The organism is Halomonas sp. TD01 (assembly GCF_923868895.1).
Lineage (GTDB): Bacteria > Pseudomonadota > Gammaproteobacteria > Pseudomonadales > Halomonadaceae > Vreelandella.
Genome location: NZ_OV350343.1, coordinates 1,324,022 through 1,343,803, shown reverse-complemented (window position 1 = coordinate 1,343,803; position 19,782 = coordinate 1,324,022). Strand labels below are relative to the sequence as shown.

The window sequence follows — 19,782 nt, the reverse complement described above, 5'->3', positions numbered from 1 at the left end:
CAGCCTCGAGGCGCACGCCTCGGGGCTTTTTTATAAAGGACAATAATAATGACCGTAATGACTGCCGAGCAGATTGAACACTTTTTAGATGAGGTGTTTCCCCAGCGGATGGGCAGAATTGAAAGCGTTGGCCCGATGAGTGCCACCCTGCGACTAACGATCGGTGATGAACACCTTCGCCCTGGCCCTCGGGTATCTGGTCCAACCATGATGGGCTTTGCTGATGTGGCACTGTATGTGGCCATTTTGGCACAAATAGGCCCCGAAGCCATGGCGGTCACCAGTGACTTAAACTGCCATTTCTTACGCGCGGCCTCTGGCGAACACGATATTGTTGCTCACGCCAAACTCATCAAGTTAGGCCGCCGTCTAGCGGTAGGCGAAGTGCAGATATTCTCGGCCTGCGATGACACTAAGCCGGTTGCGCATATTACCGCGAGCTATGCGCTGCCAGACAACCCAGCTGGCCAACCACCGCGCTAACGGCTGAGCAACGCAGTAACGGCTAAGCCTAACCAGCCTGCCATCAGCAGCAAACCACCGATGGGCGTCACAACACCAACGCTAAGCCCCACTAGGGCCATCAGGTAAAGCGAGCCTGAAAACGCCGTGATACCCAACGCCCAAAGCGCCAGCACTATTCGCTGTCCTGGCTGAGGGTCCTGGCTGCGCCAAGCCAGCATCGCTAACATGGCCAACGTATGCCACGCTTGATAACGCACGCCAGTTTCAACGATGTCGACCATGGCAGCAGTGGTACGCGATGCCAACCCGTGAGCCGCATAAGCTCCTAGTATCACCGTTAATGCTCCTGAGAGGGCCACTAAACACCACCAGGGTTTGTCTGCTCGCTGCATGGGTTACTCCTGTTTATAACTATTTATTGTAAGCACTTGAGATAAGTACCTGAGATAAGTACCTGAGATAAGTACCTGAGATAAGTACCTGAGATAAGTACCTGAGATAAGCACTCGATATTTCACTGAGATGATTAACGTTGTCACATACCTTGAGCGGTGCGAAACCGCTACAATAGACAATGTTTTGCCTCACCGAATGGGACACTTACCGTTATGCCTACTCCTAATGAGTCGATACAACTGACGCTCAATGGCGAATCGCATACGCTGGCAGCTGGCCTTAGCGCTGCTGATCTGATTGAGCAATTAGGCTTGACCGGGCGCCGTATCGCTGTGGAAATTAACGAACAGATCGTGCCCAAAAGCCAGCTTGCTCAAACGCATTTAGCCAATGGCGACCAAATAGAAGTCGTTCACGCCATCGGCGGCGGCTAGCTTAGCCCGTCACCCGTTTTTGCTTTCACAAGGAACCGCTATGACGCCACTGACTGATACACCGTTTACCGTTGCTGGGCGCGAGTTCAGCTCCCGTCTGCTGGTGGGTACTGGCAAATACAAAGACTTTACCGAGACTGGCGCGGCCATTGCCCAAAGCGGCGCGGAAATTGTCACCTTTGCTGTGCGCCGCACCAACTTAGGTCAAGATGCCGACGCGCCTAACCTTCTCGATGTCATTTCACCTCAACGCTACACCTTGCTGCCCAACACCGCTGGTTGCTACAACGCCAAAGATGCGGTGCGTACCTGCCGTTTGGCGCGTGAGCTGTTAGAGGGCCATAACCTAGTCAAACTGGAAGTACTCGGCGACGACCACACGCTCTACCCCAATGTGGTCGAGACGCTAAAAGCCGCCGAAACACTGCTGGCTGACGGTTTCGACGTGATGGTGTACACCAGCGACGACCCCATTGTGGCACGTGAACTAGAAGCCATGGGCTGCTGCGCTATCATGCCGCTAGGTTCGTTGATTGGCTCGGGACACGGCATTCAAAACCCGCATAATGTACGCCTGATTGTTGAGCAAAGCAGTGTGCCCGTGCTGGTCGATGCGGGCATTGGCACTGCATCTGACGCCGCCATGGCGATGGAGCTAGGGTGTGACGGCGTGCTGCTCAACACAGCGATTGCTCACGCCCGCGACCCGTTGCGTATGGCTAACGCCATGAAGCTTGCCGTAGAAGCTGGCCGCGATGCCTTCTTAGCAGGCCGTATGCCTCGCCGCCAGAGCGCCGACCCCTCTTCGCCTTTTGCAGGCCGAATTAACGGCTGATACAGAGACATCATGACCGATACGAACGACACCACGCCTGAAAGCAACGCTGCCGGCTCTGAGAGCAACACCACTGGTCCTGAAAATGCTGATGCCCCGCTACACCGGCGGGGGATTAAGAGCTACGTGATTCGCGCAGGGCGCATGACCCCAGCACAAAGCCGCGGCTTAGAAGACGTTTGGCCACGCTTAGGACTAACGATTGCCAATGGGCGACAGGAGTTGGATACCCTGTTTGGCCGCCAAGCACCGCGCGTGGTGGAAATTGGCTTTGGTATGGGTAACTCACTCATCGAGCAAGCCGAACGCCACCCAGATACTGACTTTATCGGTATTGAGGTTCACGCGCCTGGTGTGGGCAAGCTGCTAGACGAGGTAGATAAACGCGGCCTAACCAACCTGCGCGTTTACCGCGAAGATGCCTTAGCGGTGCTGGAGCAGTGTCTACCTGAAGACTCATTAACCACGCTACAGCTTTTTTTCCCCGACCCATGGCCGAAGAAGAAGCACCACAAGCGACGCATTGTGCAACCCGCGTTTGTTGAGCTGATTCGTACGCGCTTAAAACCTGGAGGCACCTTTCACATGGCGACCGACTGGGAAGCCTACGCCGAGTGGATGGCCGAGGTGATGGACGCCGCGCCCGGCTACGTGAATACCGCTAGCTCAGAAACAGCGCCCTACGTGCCGCGCCCAGACTTTCGCCCACTCACCAAGTTTGAAGCCCGCGGCGAGAAACTTGGCCACGGCGTATGGGATTTGATCTACCGCCGTGACGTTTAAAAATAGCAATTAAAGGTAGCTAAGCGTCGTTTACGTTCGCTTATCGTAAACGACGCGATGCAGCGTACCGCTACCGCTTTCAAAGGCATCAATATTCGCCAATGTGGTCTCGGCGATATTGGTCAGCGCCTCGGCGGTAAAGAATGCCTGGTGGCCGGTAATCAGCACATTGTGAAAGGTCGTCAGGCGCATGAACTGATCATCGTCGATCACCCCATGAGACAAGTCTTCGAAGAACAGCTGCTCCTCCTCTTCGTAAACATCTAGCCCTAAACGGCCAATTTTGCCGCTTTTCAGACCAGCGATCACCGCCGGGGTATCGACCACTCGGCCGCGGCCAGTGTTGATCAGCATGACACCCTGCTTCATTTGCGCGATGGCATCGGCGTTAATCAGGTGATCAGTATCGGGTGTTAATGGGCAGTGTAGCGAAATAATATCTGCTTGAGCATAAAGCGACTCAAGCGGCACGTACTCCACAAACGGCTCGGCATTCGGGTTTGGAAAAGGATCGCTGGCAACTACTCGGCAGCCAAAGCCATGCATGATATTGGCAAAGATCAAGCCAATCTGCCCAGTACCAATCACGCCCACGGTTTTGCCATGCAGATCGAACCCCAGCAGGCCATCCAGGGCAAAGTTGCCCTCGCGCACTCGATTGTAAGCGCGATAGGTCATACGGTTCAGACTTAACACTAAGGCCACCGCGTGCTCTGCTACGGCATGAGGTGAATAAGCGGGCACCCGCGCCACGGTAATTCCCAACCGCTCGGCCGTCGCCAAATCGACATGGTTGAAGCCTGCTGAACGCAGCGCCACTAAGGTCGTACCATTGTCATGTAACTGCTGTAACACGGCCGCATCAAGGCAATCGTTAACAAAGGCACATACCCCATCAAACCCTTTCGCTAACGGAGCCGTATCTGCCGTCAGGCGCGCATCGAAAAAACTTAATTCATGATGCCTTGCTGCATTGGATCGAGCTAGAAAGGTTTGGTCGTAAGGTTTAGCGCTAAAAACGGCAATGCGCATGGCATTTCTCCTGACTCTGGATGGATGATCAGCATAGGCAATTTGCCCATTATCTGCCTAAACGTCAGAAGAGGTATTCACCGAGGTCAAAGAAAGATGCCGCTAGAAAAAAGAAAGCCGCTCCAAGCGGGAGCGGCAAAAGACCGTGACTAGCAATGAAAGGGAGAAACCATGACAGGAAACTGGCGCTGGTCTTTGAAATAGCGTCGTGGTTGCCAACGCCTCATCAAACGCTGACCACAGCCTACGCATGGCATCTCAAGGAAAATCACAAAAACGTAGCGCATTAAAAAAAGAAAGCCGCTCCAAGCGGGAGCGGCAAAAGACCGTGACTAGCAATGAGAGGGAGAAACCATGACAGGAAACTGGCGCTGGTCTTTGAAATAGCGTCGTGGTTGCCAACGCCTCATCAAACGCTGACCACAGCCTACGCATGGCATCTCAAGGAAAATCACAAAAACGTAGAGCATTAAAAAAAGAAAGCCGCTCCAAGCGGGAGCGGCAAAAGACCGTGACTAGCAATGAGAGGGAGAAACCATGACAGGAAATTGGCGCTGGTCTTTGAAATAGCGTCGTGGTTGCCAACGCCTCATCAAACGCTGACCACAGCCTACGCATGGCATCTCAAGGAAAATCACAAAAACGTAGCGCATTAAAAAAAAGAAAGCCGCTCCAAGCGGGAGCGGCAAAAGACCGTGACTAGCAATGAGAGGGAGAAACCATGACAGGAAACTGGCGGTTTCTGTCGTGGTTGCCAACGTCTCATCAAACGCTGACAATCACAATATAATCATTCTCATTTACCCCGTCAACCCAAATGCGAATACTTTTTATTTATTTTTAGATTAGCCCACCAACTGCAACCAAAAGGGCAACGTCAGCATCGCTAACAGCGTCTGGCCGGTAATAATTGCCGCCATCAGCTCAGCATCACCACCCAGCTGTCGAGCAAGAATGTAGGCAGACGTGGCAGTAGGCAGCGCTGCAAACAGCAGCGCCACATCGCGGCTGATAGGGTCCAGCCCCACCAGCCACGCTAATAACAGCACCACCGCAGGCATTAACATCAGCTTTATGCTATTTGTCGCTATCACGCCACGATCAAGCCGTAACAGTGCCGCTGGGCGAAGCGCCACACCCACGGCAATTAGCCCTAGCGGCAGCGCCGCACCACCCAACAGCCCTACTGTATCCTGACTCCAACCGGGCAAGCCAACCCCCGAAAGATTGAGCCCGATACCCGCTAGACAGGACAAAATCAGTGGATTTTTAGCCAGTGCAAGGGCACTTTGGCCAAGGCTTCCACTACCCAGCGTACCTGCCGCGACAAAGCTTGCGACGCACATTACGTTCACCACCGGCACCATAAGCGCCACCGCCACTGCAGCGGTAGTCGCCCCCATGCTGCCATGTAGCGCCGCTGCCCCCGCAACGCCCACGTAGGTGTTAAAGCGCACGGCGCCTTGGAACACCGACGTGAACGCCGCTGGCGTTAAACCAAGGTAACCACGACAGCGCCATAGCAACAGACCAAAAACCCCCATAGTGCCGAGTAGTACCAATGCTATGCGTCCAACCGGCACTTGGCTGACATCAGCAGTGGCCAACGTACCTATCAGCATTGCTGGAAATAGCACAAAGTAGATCAGACGCTCCATTTGCGGCCAAAACGTAGCACTTGGCCAGCGGCCATAGCCAATGGCAGCGCCCAGTAAAATCAATAAAAACAGTGGCCCAAGTGCGCCAGTAATACTCTCCATTGTTATTCCTTGTTAACTGCGACATCCCAGCACAGCGACATCCGTGCGATTACTGTTACCATGAAACTAACTTCCACCTTACGGCCTGCGTAGTGACCATTCTGCCATGAAGAATTTGCCTAAACCTGTCTACTTTACGGGTTTTCCAGCACTGAAAGTGCTTATCCTCATCACTGGCATCTCACTGGCCGCCTGCACGTGGTACGTGTTTGCCAATTGGCTGCGCGATGATGGTGATATCACATGGTTTACGCCGAATGCCGACTGCAATCTACATTCCAGCACGTGCTCGGCAGTCCTGGGAGATAAAGGCCGCTTAACACTAACCATTGATGCCGACGGCCGTATCGACGCGTTAGATATTCTGCCACTGGATGTAGAGGTCGAGGGCCTCAACCCAAGTCATGTAACGGTCGACTTTATTGGTCGCGATATGGATATGGGCTTACACCGCTTTGGCTTAACCGCCACGGCACCTGGGCACTTTCATGGCCAAGGGCAAGTCGGTATCTGCACGCAAGACGTGATGCCCTGGCGGGCACGGGTTATTCTGGAGACACCGGAAGGCAAGTTGGGCAGTTGGTTCGACTTTGATGTGATTAGGAGTTAATACGCATGGCCGTTAAACCAAACAATCGTAAATCACTCTGGCTGGGACTAGCACTCATACTCGTCATGCTGACCGTTTCCGCTATCGGCCTGTACCAGTTTGCCTTTCAGCCTGACAGTGACGACGTGACGGGAGGACCAATAGAAATGCCCTCTACTCAAGGTGATTTCTCTCTCTCCCAGCTAGATGAAGACGACATTGCCATTGTTTCATTTGGCTACACCTACTGCCCCGACGTTTGCCCAATGAATCAGGCCGTTAAGCGTCAGGCGTTGGCCCAGCTAAGCGACGCTCAGCGCGAACGCGTGGTGCCTGTCATGGTAACGGTTGATCCTGAACGCGATACGCTGCCACGCATGGAAGAGTATATGCAGTTCTTTGGTGATGCCTTTATCGGCTTGGTGGGTAGTCAAGAGCAGCTTGAAGATGTTGCGGCACGCTATGGCGTTATTTGGCGACGAGTAGAGGCACCCGACTCAGCCATGGCCTATACCATTGACCATAGCGCATCGCTTTTCTTAGTTAACCGTAACGGTAAGATTTTACAGAGAGTGCTCTACTCCCCAGCACCACACGGCTTAGTGTCAGCGCTGGAGAATGAGCTAAACAACTAGTAAGAAATACAGCAAAGCAGTACTGACCAAGTACTTGGATTTAGAACCTGGAATTAGGATGTGCTTAGGTTTAAGGCGTACTTTGTAGGTGCTCAAGCATCGCCATTAGCGCTCTGGCTTGAGTGCCATCACGCGTGTCATGCAGCGGATTGAGCTGCCAAGTGCTTTCGGCAAAGCCCCACCAATCCCAACACCCCTGCGGATTAGCCATGCTACTTTCCGCCTGCGGGTATAGCACCACTTGACCATAGTCTGCTGCCCAGCGATTTAAACCACTGTGGCGCATAAACGTGTCGCCAATGGCGTCTACACTCATTTGACAGCCATGCAACGCTATCGTGACAGGGCAGCCCCCCGCCTCGCACGCCTCAGGAATAAACAGATACCCCACGTCGGCCAAGCCTTTAACAGCGAACTCCGACTGATCAAAGGCAACTACTTCGCCCTCGCTAGCATTTGCATCACGCTCAGGGTAAAGCCATGAAAGCATATCGCCAGCCACATTCTCATCACAAGCAAGCACATGGCTGCCCCCGCCCTGTCGACAACCGCCAAATGTCTGGGGGCTAGCGTTGGCCTGCTTCGGCAGTTTTATGGGCCAACCATGACCAGTGTTCTCACTGCGTACGAAACGCAGCTGCTCTGAAGATGCCAGCCAGCGCTGCCACTGTTCTGCCAACAAGCTACCCAGCTCTGGAGAAACAGTGTCATCTTCATCACCGTGCCATACATAGGCTCGCAGCTGGCTTAGCGCATCGCGCTCACCCACCTGCTCAAGCGACTCATAACGCTCGCGCCGGCGATCCAGCTCATCCAGAGAAGGCAACCCACGTCGGGTGCTCATACACTGGCTAAGAGCCAAACTAAGCGCACCTTGGGCACAGCTCCAGGGGCCCGCCGCTAATACGCCTACGCCACTAAAGCGTTCAGGCCAAGCAACCGCCAACTGTGCGGCCATGTAGCCGCCAGACGACACGCCGACCACGCTAGCGCGGTCACTCGCTGCGCTTAATGCAGGTAAATCTCCAGGCACGTCCTCTGCTTCAGCGTGAACAGCCGCGCTGCCCAGCAGTAAAAGCGCGCCAAAAAGGCAAGACGTAGAAGCGGCGGAACGTATCATTTACTCAACGCCTAACAGTTCAACGCGGAACGTCAGCATTTCATTCGGGCCAATAGGACCTTGACCACCTTCACCATAAGCCAGCTCAGCAGGGATATATAGCATCCAGCTATCGCCGACGCTCATCAGCTGAAGCGCCTCCTGCCAACCTTCAATGACTTGATTTACCTGGAAGCTCACCGGCTGGCCACGCTCAAAGGAACTGTCGAATACGGTGCCGTCCAGCAGCATGCCTTCATAATTCACTTCAACGGTGTCTTCAGCGCCAGGAGTTGCGCCGTCACCGGACTCAAGTACTTCATACTGCAAGCCAGATTCGGTAACTTCAACTTCTTCACGCTCAGCGTTTTCAGCCAAATAAGCTTGGCCTTCCTCTAGATTAATCTGAGCAATTTCAGCGGCTTCTTGCTCGCGCTCCGCCATAGAACGTTCTTGGAAAGCGACCAGCGCTTCCATCATCTCTTCCTCGCTTAACGCTAACTCATTGCCATCAAAGACATCGCGCATGCCGTCCGTAAATGCATCAAGGTCGAGGTCTTCAATATCGGCCTGCATGCTCTCGCCCAGGGTCACGCCTAAGCTGTAAGCAAGGCGCTGTTCGTCGGTTTCAGGGGCCGCTGCTGCAAAAGGAGCGACCAATAACAAACTCGCCAAAGCGGTGGAAGAAAATAATGCTTTCATGAAAAGAACCTTATCCAAGGCGCAACGCGCCAAATGTTTGAGTGCTTCAAAGACTAACACCCGCCACCCCAGGCTGCATTACCTGAGACGACGGGTGCTAGTAAGACCACGATCAAGTGCAGTAGTTTGGTGTCTTAAACGACCAACGTAGGACAGTGTGCCGCACCCGCCACACGTTGGGAGACACTGCCCAACAGCAGATTTTTCTCGCCGTTGGTTCCCTGAGCGCCAATCACAATTAAGTCGCACTCCCGTTTACGGGCAAAGCGCACAATGGTTCGCGAGGGGCGCCCGCCTTTCACAAACGCCCTTATTCGCGCGCTGTCTGCCCCCATCTCTATGGCATAGGACTTGGCGTGTACTGCAATTTCCGTGGCGTACTCTTTCAGTGCATCATCGGGCAAATCAAGTTTATTCGGCCGCACCATGGAAAGCGATGCTTCCAATAAGCTGTGGTGCTTAAAGACACACAGCAAATAAAGTTCTGCACCGGTAAGCATATGCAGGCCAACCGCTTTATCCAGTGCCTTAATCGCCCCTTTTGAGCCATCAACGGGAATTAAAATGCGATTAAACATCCGCGATCTCCTTGTGACTGCTTAGCGGAAGGCAACATCACGCAAGAACAGCGCAATTTGCGGAAACATGATCAGCAGCGCCGCCGCTAAAATCAGCATAAAGATGAAGGGCGGTGTGCCTTTGATGACTTCCCAGTAAGGCCGCTTAAAGATCGCAATCGCGGTAAATATATCGCAGCCAAAGGGCGGGGTCGCCGAGCCAATGGCCACCTGCAGCGTGATCAAAACACCCACCAGAACAGGGTCCAGGCCGGTCGCCGCAATCGCAGGCGCGAAAATGGGCGTAAGCACCAGAATGACCACAATCGGATCAACAAACATGCAAGCAACAAAGAAAGAAATACAGATCGCGATCAGTACGCCTGTAGGCCCGGCTTCATTTACACCTACCGCTTCCAAAATCATTTGTGGAATCTGCGCGAACGAGATTATCCAGGAGAACCCATTACCCACGGCGACCAATATAAACACCACCGCGGTAATTAAGCCGGTGGATTTAGCAATCGCATAAATATCGTTCATTTTGAGGGAACGGAACACCACAAATTCGAGCAGTATTGCATACAACACACAGGCTGCTGCTGCTTCCGTCGGGCTAAAAACACCACCGTAAATACCACCAACGATAATGACTGGAAAACCTAACGGCCATAGCGCTTTTTGCACTGCGATGGCGCGCTCTTTCCAGCTAGCGCGAGGCTCAGTAGGCACGCCTTTTACCACGGCATAAATAATGCAATAGATTGAGAACATAAACAGGATTAAAAGCCCTGGCCCAATACCCGCGATAAACAGCTCGCCAATCGATGTACCCGAAATAACCCCGTAAATGATCATGCCAATACTTGGGGGTATCAAAAAGGCGATATCACTAGCGTTAATGATTAGCGCCAGTGTAAAGGGGTCAGAGTAGCCCGCTTTCAGCATCTTGGGCCGCAGAGGTGAGCCCACCGCTACCACGGTTGCCTGGGTAGAACCAGAAACCGCGCCAAACAGCGTACAAGAAGTTGCTGTACTGACCGCAAGACCACCTTTGATATGGCCTATAAAGGACATCACCATATCGATTAGGCGATTAGCAGACTGGCCGCGCGTCATAATATCTGCCGCCAGAATAAACATCGGCACCGCAATCAGCGAGGCAGGCCGGATGCCCGCCATCATCTGCTGGATCAACGTATCCATTTGGCCGAAGCCGTTAAACATCATATAAAAACCGATCACCGCCGCCGTAATCAGCGGGATCATCATAGGAAAGCCCAGCAGCAGCAGGGCAATCATGGTGACTACCATTATCGTCGTCATAGCGTTCCCCTAGGGTGCAAGCCCTGCTTTACACTTCTGTTTCGGTGTCTTTGTAACCGTCGACTACCCCTGTAGAGAGATATACATCCCGAGAGGTAAGGTTTTTAATTGCCGTTAACAGATACTGAATGCCCGTAATTAGGAAACCCATGGGTACCCAGACATAAATGATCCAAATAGGTATCCCTAGTGACGGCAACACACGACCTTTGCTTTGAAGGTCGAGGATGTACACGACGGAGTAGTACAGCAGGAAAAACATAACGAGGGAGGTAAATAACGAAATACCTATCATCAACACCTTGCGCCCCCCAACGGGCAAAGCATCGTAGATTGCTGACATGCGAATATGGCGGCCGTGTCGAGCGGCGTAACCAATACCCGCGAAGGTAATCATAATGATCAAAATACGGTTTAATTCACCTGAAAACATAATGCTATTGCCAAATACAAAACGGGCAATAACATTGGTGACCGTATTCAGCGCCATTAGCAAAACCCCCAGCGCCAGTATGACTGACTCGATTTTGCTAATTGCAGTGTCGATCACCCCTAGTATGCCGGGCAAACCAGAGCTGTAATTCTTTTCGGATTCTTCTTCGGTCATGGCCGATCTCCTCTTATGCAGCGTGGCAGCTAACTATTTAAGACAACCTAGCGCCTCTTCCTTCACTGACCACCGAACGGAGCATGTCCGGCCCTACTCATTTTGTAGCGTAACGGTTAATAACTCTTTCCGCTTCAACGCTGGATGTACGTAAATTTTTCTGTCTTTTGCGTAAGGTAACGCGCTTTTTTTGTTAGGTGGCTGTCAGCACCAGACGAGCGTGTAGGAATAGAAAAGGGGCAGCGCTGGCTGCCCCCTAGGTGATTGTCCGTTAAAGCGAGCGTGCTAAACGGTGAATCACTCGTTAGTTACGGCTTCGAGATCGGCTTTAAACTGCTCAAGCAGCTCAGCACCACGCTCCCCCGTCATGCCTAGGAAGGCCTCTTCCACCTGCGGAGCACGCTCACGGAAAGCCTGAATTTGCTCTTCATTCAAGCGCGTCACAGTGACTTCATCCGAAGCTTCTTGGATTTTAGCTAATGCCTCGTCGGCTAGCCCTTTGATGTGCTCAATTGTGTGGTCATAGGCAGCATCAGACGCTTCTTGCACCAGCTCTTTGTCTTCATCAGACAAGCCTTCATAGAAGTCTTGATTAGCCATCATCGCGGTAGTGAACCAACCATGGCCTGTGAAGGTAAGGTGCGGAGACACTTCATACAAGCCGCCAGACTCGATCCAGAAAATCGGATTTTCTTGGCCATCGATAATGCCAGTTTGCAAACCACCATATACTTCACCCCAAGGCAGTGGCGTCGGTGTTGCACCAAAGGCATCGTAGGTTTCTGAAAGCAATGGGTTCGTCATGGTACGAATTTTTTTGTTATTCATATCTTCCGGCGAGCTAATTGGCTCGTCGGTGGTAACAACCATTTCACCTTCAGGGTACATCTTAAGTAGCTCAAGGCCTTGCTCGGCATAGAGCTCTGGGAACATTTCGTTGATAGCCTTACTTTCGTCGAAGAAAGTAAGGACGGTTTCTTCATCTGTTGGTAACAGATAAGGGATAAAGAAGATTTGCGCTTCTGGAATAAGAGAACCCGTGAAACCAGGCGACTGGTTTACGAACTGGAGAATGCCGTTTTGAGTCTGCTCCATGATGTCATCAGACTCACCTAACTCACCAAAACGATAGACCTGAACGCTGTGATCAGAATTCTCTTCGATATATTCTTTGAATGCGTAAGCGAATACGTCTTGGACATCGCCTTCGTACTCTTCGTGGGCGTAACGCCAATTATCTGCTTGAGCGGCTGCGCTGAGGCCAAATAGTAGTGCACCAATGCTCGCCGTCGTCATTAACTTGGTCGTTACTGAACGAGTCGAAATTAACTTGCTTGCCTTCATGCAGAGTTCCTCTAGCAGTGGTAAGCGCGCTATGCGAGTGCGCCAATATTTAATTTTTGTATAATGCGTGCCGCTCTTAAAACGCTCTGTTAATTGTCACAGACTTTTAGAATCACTATTCATAAAAGCACTATTCATAAAGCATGTCTTTTTGAACACATCTAGAATAACTTTTAGAAGTAGCTTTTAGAAACAGTGTCAAAAGTAATAACAAACCTTGAAACACGCGTTATTCAAAAATAGCTTAATTTCAGGCTAGCGCGGTCGCTCGTAGCGGTCAAGCTGTGTCGCAAGCATATTAAGTGCCTCGCTGACGTTCTCGCGCTCGGGTGACACAACCTCTTGATCAAAGGCAAGAACATTCGAAAACAGCTTACTTTGCAGCCATTGTGCAACATCTTGCTTACTTATAGCGCAGTTTTTTAACCGCTGGTTATGTTTAGATGCTTGCAATATCCATTGCTGCCAGCGTTGAAGATTCTCACGCTCAGCCTGAAGCTCAGCCTGCTGAAGCGTCTTTCGCAATTGAGCAACGCCCTCATTTACTGCGGCTTGTGGCTTAAGGTCACGGCGCAACTGTCGCAAAACTACTGTGACCGATTGCTGCCAATGCTCACGTGCTTCGCGCTCCACTGCCAGCGCACTTGGCGTTGCCTGAAGGCCGTACTGGTAGAGCCAGCCATGCACTAGAAGCTCACACACATCAACCCCTGCACTGTCCTGCAGAACAAGGCATGCCTGCTCAACCCCAGGCTGGGCATAAAACGTCAGTGCAAAATCCCACAGCGGAGCCTGCTGTAAGCGCTGGAATCGGTTAGAATCGAACATTGATTTACCCACTTTTTCGGGAGAATGCATGATCGCACTGCGCCAAGTCGCCCTGCAACGGGGCACACAAACGCTACTCGATAACGCCGACCTTACGCTCCACAGCGGCATAAAGGCTGGCATTATCGGGGCAAACGGCGCCGGTAAGTCGAGCTTATTCAAACTCCTGCTAGGCGAACTTGGCCCCGACCAAGGTGACGTTGAAATGAGCGGTGGCCAGCGGATCGCTCACATGGCCCAGGAAGTTGAAGCACTGGATCGCCCCATTGTGGAGTACGTTCTGGATGGCGATCATGCGTTGCGGCAAGCGGAAGCTGATCTGCTGGCCGCTCGCAAAGCAGATGATGCGCACCGTGAAGCCGAGTTACATGGGCTTATCGAAACTCTGGATGGCTACACAGCCGAATCACGGGCGTCGCAGCTGCTGGTGGGGCTCGGTTTCGTACAAGCAGATCTTAAGCGGCCCTTGTCGGACTTTTCCGGTGGCTGGCGTATGCGGGTGAATCTAGCTCGCACGCTGTTTATGCCTTCCGATTTATTACTGCTTGATGAGCCAACTAACCACCTGGATCTCGACGCCCTGCTTTGGTTAGAACAGTGGCTGACCCGCTACCCAGGCACGCTGCTGCTGATTTCTCACGACCGCGACTTCTTGGATGCTGTGTGCGATCACATCGTGCATATGCATCACCAAACGCTCGAGCTTTACCGTGGCAACTACTCTCGCTTTGAGCGCACACGAGCTGAAAAGCTCGCCCTACAGCAAGCCGAAGCGGCCAAACAGCAGGCCCGCCGCGAGGAAATTGAGCGTTTCATAGCGCGCTTCCGCGCCCAGGCAACGAAAGCAAAACAGGCGCAAAGTCGCGTGAAAATGCTGGAGCGTATGGGCGACATTGCCGTCGCTCATACGGATTCGCCTTTTCACTTCACTCTACCTGCCGCAGATAAGACTTCGCACCCGCTGCTCGTGCTGGACCAAGCCACCCTTGGCTATCGTGGAGACGCGGGCGATGTCGCCCAATTAGAGAAGGTCAACATTACGCTATTACCCGGCAGCCGTATTGGTCTGTTAGGCCCCAACGGCGCGGGTAAATCAACGTTGATCAAATCACTGACCGGTGAGCTTGCGCTGCTAGAGGGCAAGCGTGTGCCAGGTGAGCATTTAGCCATTGGTTATTTTGCCCAGCACCAACTGGAAAGCCTGGACGTAACCACGACGCCGTTTGTACACGTTCAGCGGCTCTCGCCCACGGCCAGTGACCAAGAAATTCGCAACTTCCTCGGTGGATTTGGCTTTAAGGGCGATGACGCTTTTGGCGAAGTGGCCACCTACTCCGGCGGTGAAAAAGCGCGCTTGGCACTGGCGCTGGTCGCCTGGCAGAAACCAAACCTGCTGCTGCTCGATGAGCCAACCAACCACTTGGACTTGGAAATGCGCGAGGCACTAACCGAGGCGCTGGCAAGTTTTGAGGGTACCGTCATTCTGGTATCTCACGACCGTCATTTATTGCGCGCCACGGTTGATGAGTTCTGGCGGGTTGCCGATCATCGTGTGGAACCCTTCGATGGCGATCTCGACGACTATCGGGTATGGCTAAAGGCGCGTTTAGAAGAGGGCCGCCGCGATGCACGTAGCGAAAAAAGCGAACGCCAAAGCCAACAGCCTAGCGGTGACCGCAAAGCCGCTCGCAAGGCCGCAGCGGAACTACGCGAGAAGCTAAGACCGCTGAAAAAAGAGCGCGATCAAGCTGAAAAAGCCATGGAGAAAACTCAGCAAGCACTTGAAGAAGTAGAAGCTATTCTGGCTGACCCAACACTTTATACCGACAGCGCTCGTAAAGCAGAACTTACCGAAGCACTTGCCCAACAGGCGAAAATCAAAAGTCGCTTGGACACCGCCGAGCAGCAGTGGCTGGCAGCCGAGGAAGCACTGGAAACGATGGAAGCAGAGCTATTGGCCAGCGAAGACGCCTGACCTAACCTGCATGTAATAAGCCGGTTAGCTTTCAAGCAAGAACGTTACCGGCCCATCGTTAACCAGCGCCACCTGCATATCAGCGCCAAATTGGCCGGTAGCAACGTTAGGCCAAGCAGCGCGTGCATTAGCCACTAAATAGTCAAACAGACGCTCGCCTTCGGCGGGCGGTGCCGCGCTAGAAAAGCTGGGGCGCAAACCTTTGTGGGTATCGGCAGCCAATGTAAACTGTGATACCAGCAATAAGCCCCCGTTGGCCTGCTGAAGGTTATTATTCATTTTGCCTTCATGGTCACTGAAAACACGGTAGTGCAGCAGCTTATGCAGTAGTTTTTCAGCATCGGCCTCGCTGTCGCCTTTTTCAACACCCACTAGTGCCAGCAGGCCATGATCAATAGCTCCTACCGTCTTACCCTCGACCGTCACGCTGGCATTTTTTACCCGTTGAATCAGTGCCTTCACACTAGCCCCTTGCGATGTCATCCAAAGAAGAGACAGTGTAATCGCTGGCATAGGTTTCAGACAAAACCCACCTATGGGCTAGCTCTGGCCCAGCAGCGCATCACGAAAAGCATCGCTTAGCGGGCGCTCGCCCAGCCAAATACCAAACATGGCGCTGGCGAACTCAGCACTGTCATCCTCAAATACCACATCACCGTTGAGGGCAAGACGTAGCCACTCTCCATCCCAACTGAGCAGATAGCGATCGCCGGGCGTTACATCACGATAGCGCTGATTCAGCCGCTCCAGGTCCTGTTCAATCTGGTTAAATTCATAGAGTGTCAGCGACTCTTTTAGCGTTTTCTCAGTCGCTTCCGCAAAGTCGGCAGCCTCAATGTCATGAAAGTAAGCTAACTCAAGGCGGCGTGGCACATCACTCAACGGCTGTGGCTCAGTTTCTCCTTCAAGCTGATAATAGGCACCCGCATAGGCAGTCCAGATCATGTAGCGAAACACCCCGCTGCCCATTAACGCGTAGCGCTGACCATCAATTTCTACGACTCGCTCAAAGCGTTCTCCCCGCTCAGTCACACTATCGGCCAGCACATTAGATGCTGATAAGAACGTGCCCACTGACAGCAGCGCGCCTAGCGCTAAATGTTGACCGTGTACAGATAGCATAGCGAAAACCTCCTCATTTCCCGGAACACTAGCTATACATACACAAAACAAAAATAAAGGTTCCGTACAACAACTACCAAGAGCGACACAGCATGAGGTCGCAGTGAGGTTCTCCTAACAGCATTTCGGTCACTTGGCTGGTGTGTTGGGGCTGGCCACGGCTACCAATAATCACCAAATCGGGAGAGTGTCGCTTCATATAATCTTGAAGCACATCACAGGGTTGCCCTGGCTCGAGCACTAGCTCGACATCAGGAACGCCATCAAGATCACGCATTAAGCTCTCAACCTCGTTATCCAGCGTTCTACGTAGGCGCTCTACTTCGTGATCTCGCCACTGCGCGAAATTAGCCTGAGAGCCCAACTCACGCTCTCCAGGCAAGCTCCAGGCATGCAGTAGCGTCAACTTCGCTTCTGGAAAGCGAATGAGTGCTTCCCGGAGTGTCTGTCGGGCGGTAAGCGAAAAATCGATCGGCACCAGGATATGTTGCCAAGGCTGTGTCGGTAGATAAGAAGCGACCACCACCGGACAAGGCGCACTTCTCAGCACACGCATCACGGTGGTTCCCAAGAGGAGATCTTTCTGACCGCGCTTACGGTGCATGCCCATAATAATTAACGAGGCATTGCGTTCGTGGGCTTCTCGCACAATTTCAACATGAGGCGCCCCCACAACGGTTTGAATAAGCAACGAAGGCGCTTCCAGCGCGTAATCTTCGCGTAGGTCGGTCAATGTGGCGCTAATATCTTCATTAACCGCGCTTTCAACGTCGTGAAGAACACGTCGAGGCAAGTAAGGGTCCAGGACATGAAGAATGTCGAGCTGTGCTCCTTGGGCATAAGCCAGCCGTAGAGCGCGGGCAAACGCAGCGCGGTTATCCTGAGAAAGGTCCGTAGCGAACAGCAGCGTGCGAGACATGGCGCAACTCCTTGGCCGATCAAGTCGGCACCGTCAGTAGGCACTTTGGACGATCAAGCGGGCACCTTTCAGCATGGTGTCCGTTTGTGCATACCGCAAGGTGTGTCTTAGCTTTTCGACTGCTGCTCTGTACGCTTATTGCGCTAGGTCATTTACATCACCACCACGCATGAAAGTGGTGCACTGGCCCACGGCCATGACCGACATTTAGCCGAGTGCTAGCCTCTAAAGCGGCGTGCAACCACAGTTTTGCTTCGCCAATCGCTTGTTTAGGGGCGCTTGGCGAAGCATCGGCGGGTAGTTTTGCTAGGCACGCAGTAATCGCAGATGAGAGTGCACAGCCCGTGCCGTGCAAGTTGTCAGTATCAATACGTGAAGCAGGAAGCCATGCATGCCCATTCGGGGTTGCTAGTAAGTCAGGACAGGTATCACCGCGCAGATGGCCACCTTTCAGCACCACGTAAGGTGCTCCCAACTCAACCAGCGCTGGCAGCATCGCCTCCATGTCATCCAATGAAGCCGGTGGTTCGGCGTCTAAGAGCACAGCAGCTTCAGGCAAATTGGGCGTAATGACGTCTGCTAAAGGCACCAGTATATCGCGCACGGCACGAATGCCAGCGTCATCGACTAGAATGTCACCGCTTTTGGCAACCATCACCGGGTCCAATACGATCCAGCGGGGGCGGTTTTTCCGCAATACATCAGCGATCACCTCGGCAACCTCACGACTAGCAACCATACCGATTTTAACGGCATCTAATGCCACATCCTCTATCAGGTGCTCTAACTGCTCGCGAATAGCGTGAGGCGAAACCGGATACACAGAGGCCACACCGCAGGTATTTTGGGCGATGACCGCGGTGATCACATTGGTGCCGTAGACACTCAGCGCCGAAAAGGTTTTCAAATCACCCTGCAAGCCAGCACCACCCGAGGGGTCAGAACCAGCGATGGTGAGCACATTGCGAAGGCGGGAATCGTTGGACATGGGGCTCCTTACTTAACGGTTCAGTAGTTCTCTAGAATACCCAAGTACAGCGCTAAATAGGGGCTTCTTAACTAAAACAATGGCCGCCTGAGAGGCGGCCATTGCGTATTCAACGAGAGCAGAATGCTCATAGCATAGTTACATCGCTATTGAGCCGCTACTGCGTTGTGTCACCATCTGGATTACGTGCGTTGTAGTACGCCTGTTCAGAAATCGCATGGTAGTTTTCGACCTTATCCTGGAAGGTACGATAGGACTCATAAATACGTGTACCTAACTCGCTTGATTCAGCCAATTCAGCAGTAACGTCTTCTGAATACTCACGGGCCTGAGCCAACACGTCGTCAGGAATGCGGCGCAATTCAACCTCATGCTCGTTGACCAGAGTCTCTAGCGCATCGTTATTACGCGCGGTGTACTCATCAAGCACGTTTGCGTTGATATCGCGCACTGCGGTCGTCAAGATCGCCTGCAAATCAGCGGGTAACTCGGCTAATGCTTCCTCGTTGACGATGGTTTCAAACATCACCGTCGGTTCGTGCCAGCCTGGGTAGTAGTAGTAATCGGCGGCCTGATGCAGGCCAAAAGCTAAATCATTATAGGGGCCAATCCACTCAGTCGCATCAATGGCACCCGACTGAAGTGATGTGAATATTTCGCCGCCAGGCATGTTCACAATGGCAACGCCCATACGGCTCATCACTTCACCGCCTAAGCCTGGCATACGCATTTTCAGGCCATTAAGGTCCTCAATGGAATTGATTTCCTTGTTATACCAGCCTCCCATTTGGACACCGGAGGCACCAGCCACCATGACCTCTACACCAAAGGGCTCGTAAACTTCGTTCCACAGTTCCATGCCGCCGCCAAAATACAGCCAAGCATTCATTTCCTGTGCATTCATACCAAACGGTACGGCAGCGAAAAACTGTGCTTCAGGGGCTTTGCCCTTCCAGTAATAAGAAGCCGAGTGGCCAAGCTCAGCGGTGCCATCAGATACGGCGTCAAACACTTCAAACCCAGGCACCAACTGGCCAGCGCCAAATACTTCAATGGTCAGGCGACCATTGGACATCTCTTCCACCAGCTGCGAGAGCCGCTCAGGCCCCTGCCCCACGCCAGGGAAGTTTTTTGGCCAGGAAGTGACCATTTTCCAGCGGAAGTTTTCTTGTGCCTGGGCCTGATTATCAAAACTTGAAACCACCAGCAAGCTAGCGGATAGAGCAGTCGTCATCGCAATGGCGACAGGTAGCGCTTTGGCTTTCATACATTAACCCTCTGGCTTCTATTGTTGCTGTTATAGGTAGGGGGAGGCCGCCTAGCCCTTTTGACTAGGCGGTTTGTTGCAAGCCGTTAGTTGATGCAGCTTGGCTGCTTTTAATTAAG

General features: G+C 52.7%; 22 protein-coding genes. 7 read left to right on the top strand and 15 right to left on the bottom strand.

Annotated features, from left to right (window positions below; genetic code table 11):
* The first annotated feature begins 48 nt into the window (after positions 1-48).
* Positions 49-483: a PaaI family thioesterase gene (locus L1X57_RS06380; RefSeq protein ID WP_009723205.1), complete on the top strand. Its 435-nt coding sequence runs from the start codon at positions 49-51 to the stop codon at positions 481-483.
* Here L1X57_RS06380 and L1X57_RS06375 read toward each other — a convergent pair.
* On the bottom strand, positions 480-857 hold the full coding sequence (locus L1X57_RS06375) for a DUF423 domain-containing protein (RefSeq protein ID WP_009723206.1): 378 nt from the start codon (positions 855-857) through the stop codon (positions 480-482). The two genes, L1X57_RS06380 and L1X57_RS06375, sit on opposite strands and share 4 nt — an antisense overlap.
* Positions 858-1,073: 216 nt before the next feature.
* Here L1X57_RS06375 and thiS point away from each other — a divergent pair, with 216 nt between their 5' ends.
* The 3 genes from thiS to trmB are packed head-to-tail and all read left to right on the top strand — an operon-like array spanning position 1,074 to position 2,913.
* Positions 1,074-1,295, top strand: a complete 222-nt coding sequence (gene thiS, locus L1X57_RS06370) for a sulfur carrier protein ThiS (protein WP_009723207.1) — start codon at positions 1,074-1,076, stop codon at positions 1,293-1,295.
* 40 nt (positions 1,296-1,335) lie between these two features.
* A complete protein-coding gene (locus L1X57_RS06365; protein WP_009723208.1) occupies positions 1,336-2,130 on the top strand; it encodes a thiazole synthase in 795 nt (264 codons plus the stop codon).
* 12 nt (positions 2,131-2,142) lie between these two features.
* Entirely contained in the window at positions 2,143-2,913 is a 771-nt protein-coding gene (trmB, locus tag L1X57_RS06360) for a tRNA (guanosine(46)-N7)-methyltransferase TrmB (RefSeq protein ID WP_009723209.1), read from the top strand.
* A 30-nt stretch (positions 2,914-2,943) separates the two neighbouring features.
* On the opposite strand, the gene L1X57_RS06355 is transcribed toward trmB, so the two are convergent.
* Both L1X57_RS06355 and L1X57_RS06350 read right to left on the bottom strand, forming a co-directional pair.
* Positions 2,944-3,945, bottom strand: a complete 1,002-nt coding sequence (locus L1X57_RS06355; RefSeq protein WP_009723210.1) for a 2-hydroxyacid dehydrogenase — start codon at positions 3,943-3,945, stop codon at positions 2,944-2,946.
* Between the two features lie 845 nt (positions 3,946-4,790).
* The gene (locus L1X57_RS06350) at positions 4,791-5,705 is read right to left on the bottom strand and encodes an AEC family transporter (RefSeq protein WP_009723212.1); all 915 of its coding nucleotides are present in this window, start codon (positions 5,703-5,705) and stop codon (positions 4,791-4,793) included.
* A gap of 106 nt (positions 5,706-5,811) precedes the next feature.
* Here L1X57_RS06350 and L1X57_RS06345 point away from each other — a divergent pair, with 106 nt between their 5' ends.
* Entirely contained in the window at positions 5,812-6,315 is a 504-nt protein-coding gene (locus L1X57_RS06345) for a hypothetical protein (RefSeq protein WP_009723213.1), read from the top strand.
* A gap of 5 nt (positions 6,316-6,320) precedes the next feature.
* On the top strand, positions 6,321-6,929 hold the full coding sequence (locus L1X57_RS06340) for an SCO family protein (protein WP_009723214.1): 609 nt from the start codon (positions 6,321-6,323) through the stop codon (positions 6,927-6,929).
* A 70-nt stretch (positions 6,930-6,999) separates the two neighbouring features.
* Here the strand turns inward: L1X57_RS06340 and L1X57_RS06335 are convergent, their stop codons facing one another.
* The 7 genes from L1X57_RS06335 to L1X57_RS06305 form a co-directional block, all read right to left on the bottom strand.
* Positions 7,000-8,049 (bottom strand): prolyl oligopeptidase family serine peptidase, encoded by a 1,050-nt coding sequence (locus tag L1X57_RS06335; protein WP_009723215.1) that lies wholly within the window; start codon positions 8,047-8,049, stop codon positions 7,000-7,002.
* Positions 8,050-8,730, bottom strand: a complete 681-nt coding sequence (locus L1X57_RS06330) for an FKBP-type peptidyl-prolyl cis-trans isomerase (RefSeq protein WP_009723216.1) — start codon at positions 8,728-8,730, stop codon at positions 8,050-8,052.
* 134 nt (positions 8,731-8,864) lie between these two features.
* Positions 8,865-9,308, bottom strand: a complete 444-nt coding sequence (locus L1X57_RS06325) for a universal stress protein (protein WP_009723217.1) — start codon at positions 9,306-9,308, stop codon at positions 8,865-8,867.
* Between the two features lie 21 nt (positions 9,309-9,329).
* Positions 9,330-10,613, bottom strand: coding sequence for a TRAP transporter large permease (locus L1X57_RS06320; protein WP_009723218.1), 1,284 nt, complete (start codon positions 10,611-10,613; stop codon positions 9,330-9,332).
* Positions 10,614-10,641: 28 nt separating this feature from the next.
* On the bottom strand, positions 10,642-11,220 hold the full coding sequence (locus L1X57_RS06315; protein WP_009723219.1) for a TRAP transporter small permease: 579 nt from the start codon (positions 11,218-11,220) through the stop codon (positions 10,642-10,644).
* A gap of 297 nt (positions 11,221-11,517) precedes the next feature.
* Positions 11,518-12,564, bottom strand: a complete 1,047-nt coding sequence (locus L1X57_RS06310; RefSeq protein WP_009723220.1) for a TRAP transporter substrate-binding protein — start codon at positions 12,562-12,564, stop codon at positions 11,518-11,520.
* Between the two features lie 255 nt (positions 12,565-12,819).
* Positions 12,820-13,422, bottom strand: coding sequence for a TIGR02444 family protein (locus L1X57_RS06305; RefSeq protein ID WP_234667970.1), 603 nt, complete (start codon positions 13,420-13,422; stop codon positions 12,820-12,822).
* Between L1X57_RS06305 and L1X57_RS06300 the strand changes: the two genes are divergently transcribed.
* Positions 13,421-15,367 (top strand): ATP-binding cassette domain-containing protein, encoded by a 1,947-nt coding sequence (locus tag L1X57_RS06300; RefSeq protein WP_009723222.1) that lies wholly within the window; start codon positions 13,421-13,423, stop codon positions 15,365-15,367. The genes L1X57_RS06305 and L1X57_RS06300 overlap by 2 nt on opposite strands.
* Positions 15,368-15,391: 24 nt before the next feature.
* Here L1X57_RS06300 and dtd read toward each other — a convergent pair whose 3' ends face one another.
* The 5 genes from dtd to L1X57_RS06275 all read right to left on the bottom strand — a co-directional run bounded on the left by dtd (position 15,392) and on the right by L1X57_RS06275 (position 19,663).
* On the bottom strand, positions 15,392-15,829 hold the full coding sequence (gene dtd / locus L1X57_RS06295) for a D-aminoacyl-tRNA deacylase (protein WP_009723223.1): 438 nt from the start codon (positions 15,827-15,829) through the stop codon (positions 15,392-15,394).
* A 78-nt stretch (positions 15,830-15,907) separates the two neighbouring features.
* Complete coding sequence (locus tag L1X57_RS06290; RefSeq protein ID WP_009723224.1) at positions 15,908-16,489, bottom strand: chalcone isomerase family protein; 582 nt, start codon at positions 16,487-16,489, stop codon at positions 15,908-15,910.
* A 73-nt stretch (positions 16,490-16,562) separates the two neighbouring features.
* Entirely contained in the window at positions 16,563-17,408 is an 846-nt protein-coding gene (locus L1X57_RS06285) for a universal stress protein (RefSeq protein WP_009723225.1), read from the bottom strand.
* A gap of 157 nt (positions 17,409-17,565) precedes the next feature.
* Positions 17,566-18,396, bottom strand: coding sequence for a bifunctional hydroxymethylpyrimidine kinase/phosphomethylpyrimidine kinase (gene thiD / locus L1X57_RS06280; protein ID WP_009723226.1), 831 nt, complete (start codon positions 18,394-18,396; stop codon positions 17,566-17,568).
* 157 nt (positions 18,397-18,553) lie between these two features.
* Positions 18,554-19,663: a TRAP transporter substrate-binding protein gene (locus L1X57_RS06275; RefSeq protein WP_009723227.1), complete on the bottom strand. Its 1,110-nt coding sequence runs from the start codon at positions 19,661-19,663 to the stop codon at positions 18,554-18,556.
* Positions 19,664-19,782: the final 119 nt, after the last annotated feature.

Bases quoted from the DNA above. Each gene is read 5' to 3' on its own strand.
- thiD (WP_009723226.1), bottom strand. From the start codon at position 18,396: ATGTCCAACGATTCCCGCCTTCGCAATGTGCTCACCATCGCTGGTTCT.
- L1X57_RS06355 (WP_009723210.1), bottom strand. From the start codon at position 3,945: ATGCGCATTGCCGTTTTTAGCGCTAAACCTTACGACCAAACCTTTCTA.
- thiS (WP_009723207.1), top strand. From the start codon at position 1,074: ATGCCTACTCCTAATGAGTCGATACAACTGACGCTCAATGGCGAATCG.
- L1X57_RS06335 (WP_009723215.1), bottom strand. From the start codon at position 8,049: ATGATACGTTCCGCCGCTTCTACGTCTTGCCTTTTTGGCGCGCTTTTA.
- L1X57_RS06305 (WP_234667970.1), bottom strand. From the start codon at position 13,422: ATGCATTCTCCCGAAAAAGTGGGTAAATCAATGTTCGATTCTAACCGA.
- L1X57_RS06345 (WP_009723213.1), top strand. From the start codon at position 5,812: ATGAAGAATTTGCCTAAACCTGTCTACTTTACGGGTTTTCCAGCACTG.
- L1X57_RS06275 (WP_009723227.1), bottom strand. From the start codon at position 19,663: ATGAAAGCCAAAGCGCTACCTGTCGCCATTGCGATGACGACTGCTCTA.
- L1X57_RS06375 (WP_009723206.1), bottom strand. From the start codon at position 857: ATGCAGCGAGCAGACAAACCCTGGTGGTGTTTAGTGGCCCTCTCAGGA.
- L1X57_RS06300 (WP_009723222.1), top strand. From the start codon at position 13,421: ATGATCGCACTGCGCCAAGTCGCCCTGCAACGGGGCACACAAACGCTA.
- L1X57_RS06365 (WP_009723208.1), top strand. From the start codon at position 1,336: ATGACGCCACTGACTGATACACCGTTTACCGTTGCTGGGCGCGAGTTC.
- L1X57_RS06320 (WP_009723218.1), bottom strand. From the start codon at position 10,613: ATGACGACGATAATGGTAGTCACCATGATTGCCCTGCTGCTGCTGGGC.
- L1X57_RS06325 (WP_009723217.1), bottom strand. From the start codon at position 9,308: ATGTTTAATCGCATTTTAATTCCCGTTGATGGCTCAAAAGGGGCGATT.
- L1X57_RS06380 (WP_009723205.1), top strand. From the start codon at position 49: ATGACCGTAATGACTGCCGAGCAGATTGAACACTTTTTAGATGAGGTG.
- L1X57_RS06285 (WP_009723225.1), bottom strand. From the start codon at position 17,408: ATGTCTCGCACGCTGCTGTTCGCTACGGACCTTTCTCAGGATAACCGC.
- L1X57_RS06310 (WP_009723220.1), bottom strand. From the start codon at position 12,564: ATGAAGGCAAGCAAGTTAATTTCGACTCGTTCAGTAACGACCAAGTTA.
- trmB (WP_009723209.1), top strand. From the start codon at position 2,143: ATGACCGATACGAACGACACCACGCCTGAAAGCAACGCTGCCGGCTCT.
- L1X57_RS06330 (WP_009723216.1), bottom strand. From the start codon at position 8,730: ATGAAAGCATTATTTTCTTCCACCGCTTTGGCGAGTTTGTTATTGGTC.
- L1X57_RS06290 (WP_009723224.1), bottom strand. From the start codon at position 16,489: ATGCTATCTGTACACGGTCAACATTTAGCGCTAGGCGCGCTGCTGTCA.
- L1X57_RS06350 (WP_009723212.1), bottom strand. From the start codon at position 5,705: ATGGAGAGTATTACTGGCGCACTTGGGCCACTGTTTTTATTGATTTTA.
- L1X57_RS06315 (WP_009723219.1), bottom strand. From the start codon at position 11,220: ATGACCGAAGAAGAATCCGAAAAGAATTACAGCTCTGGTTTGCCCGGC.
- L1X57_RS06340 (WP_009723214.1), top strand. From the start codon at position 6,321: ATGGCCGTTAAACCAAACAATCGTAAATCACTCTGGCTGGGACTAGCA.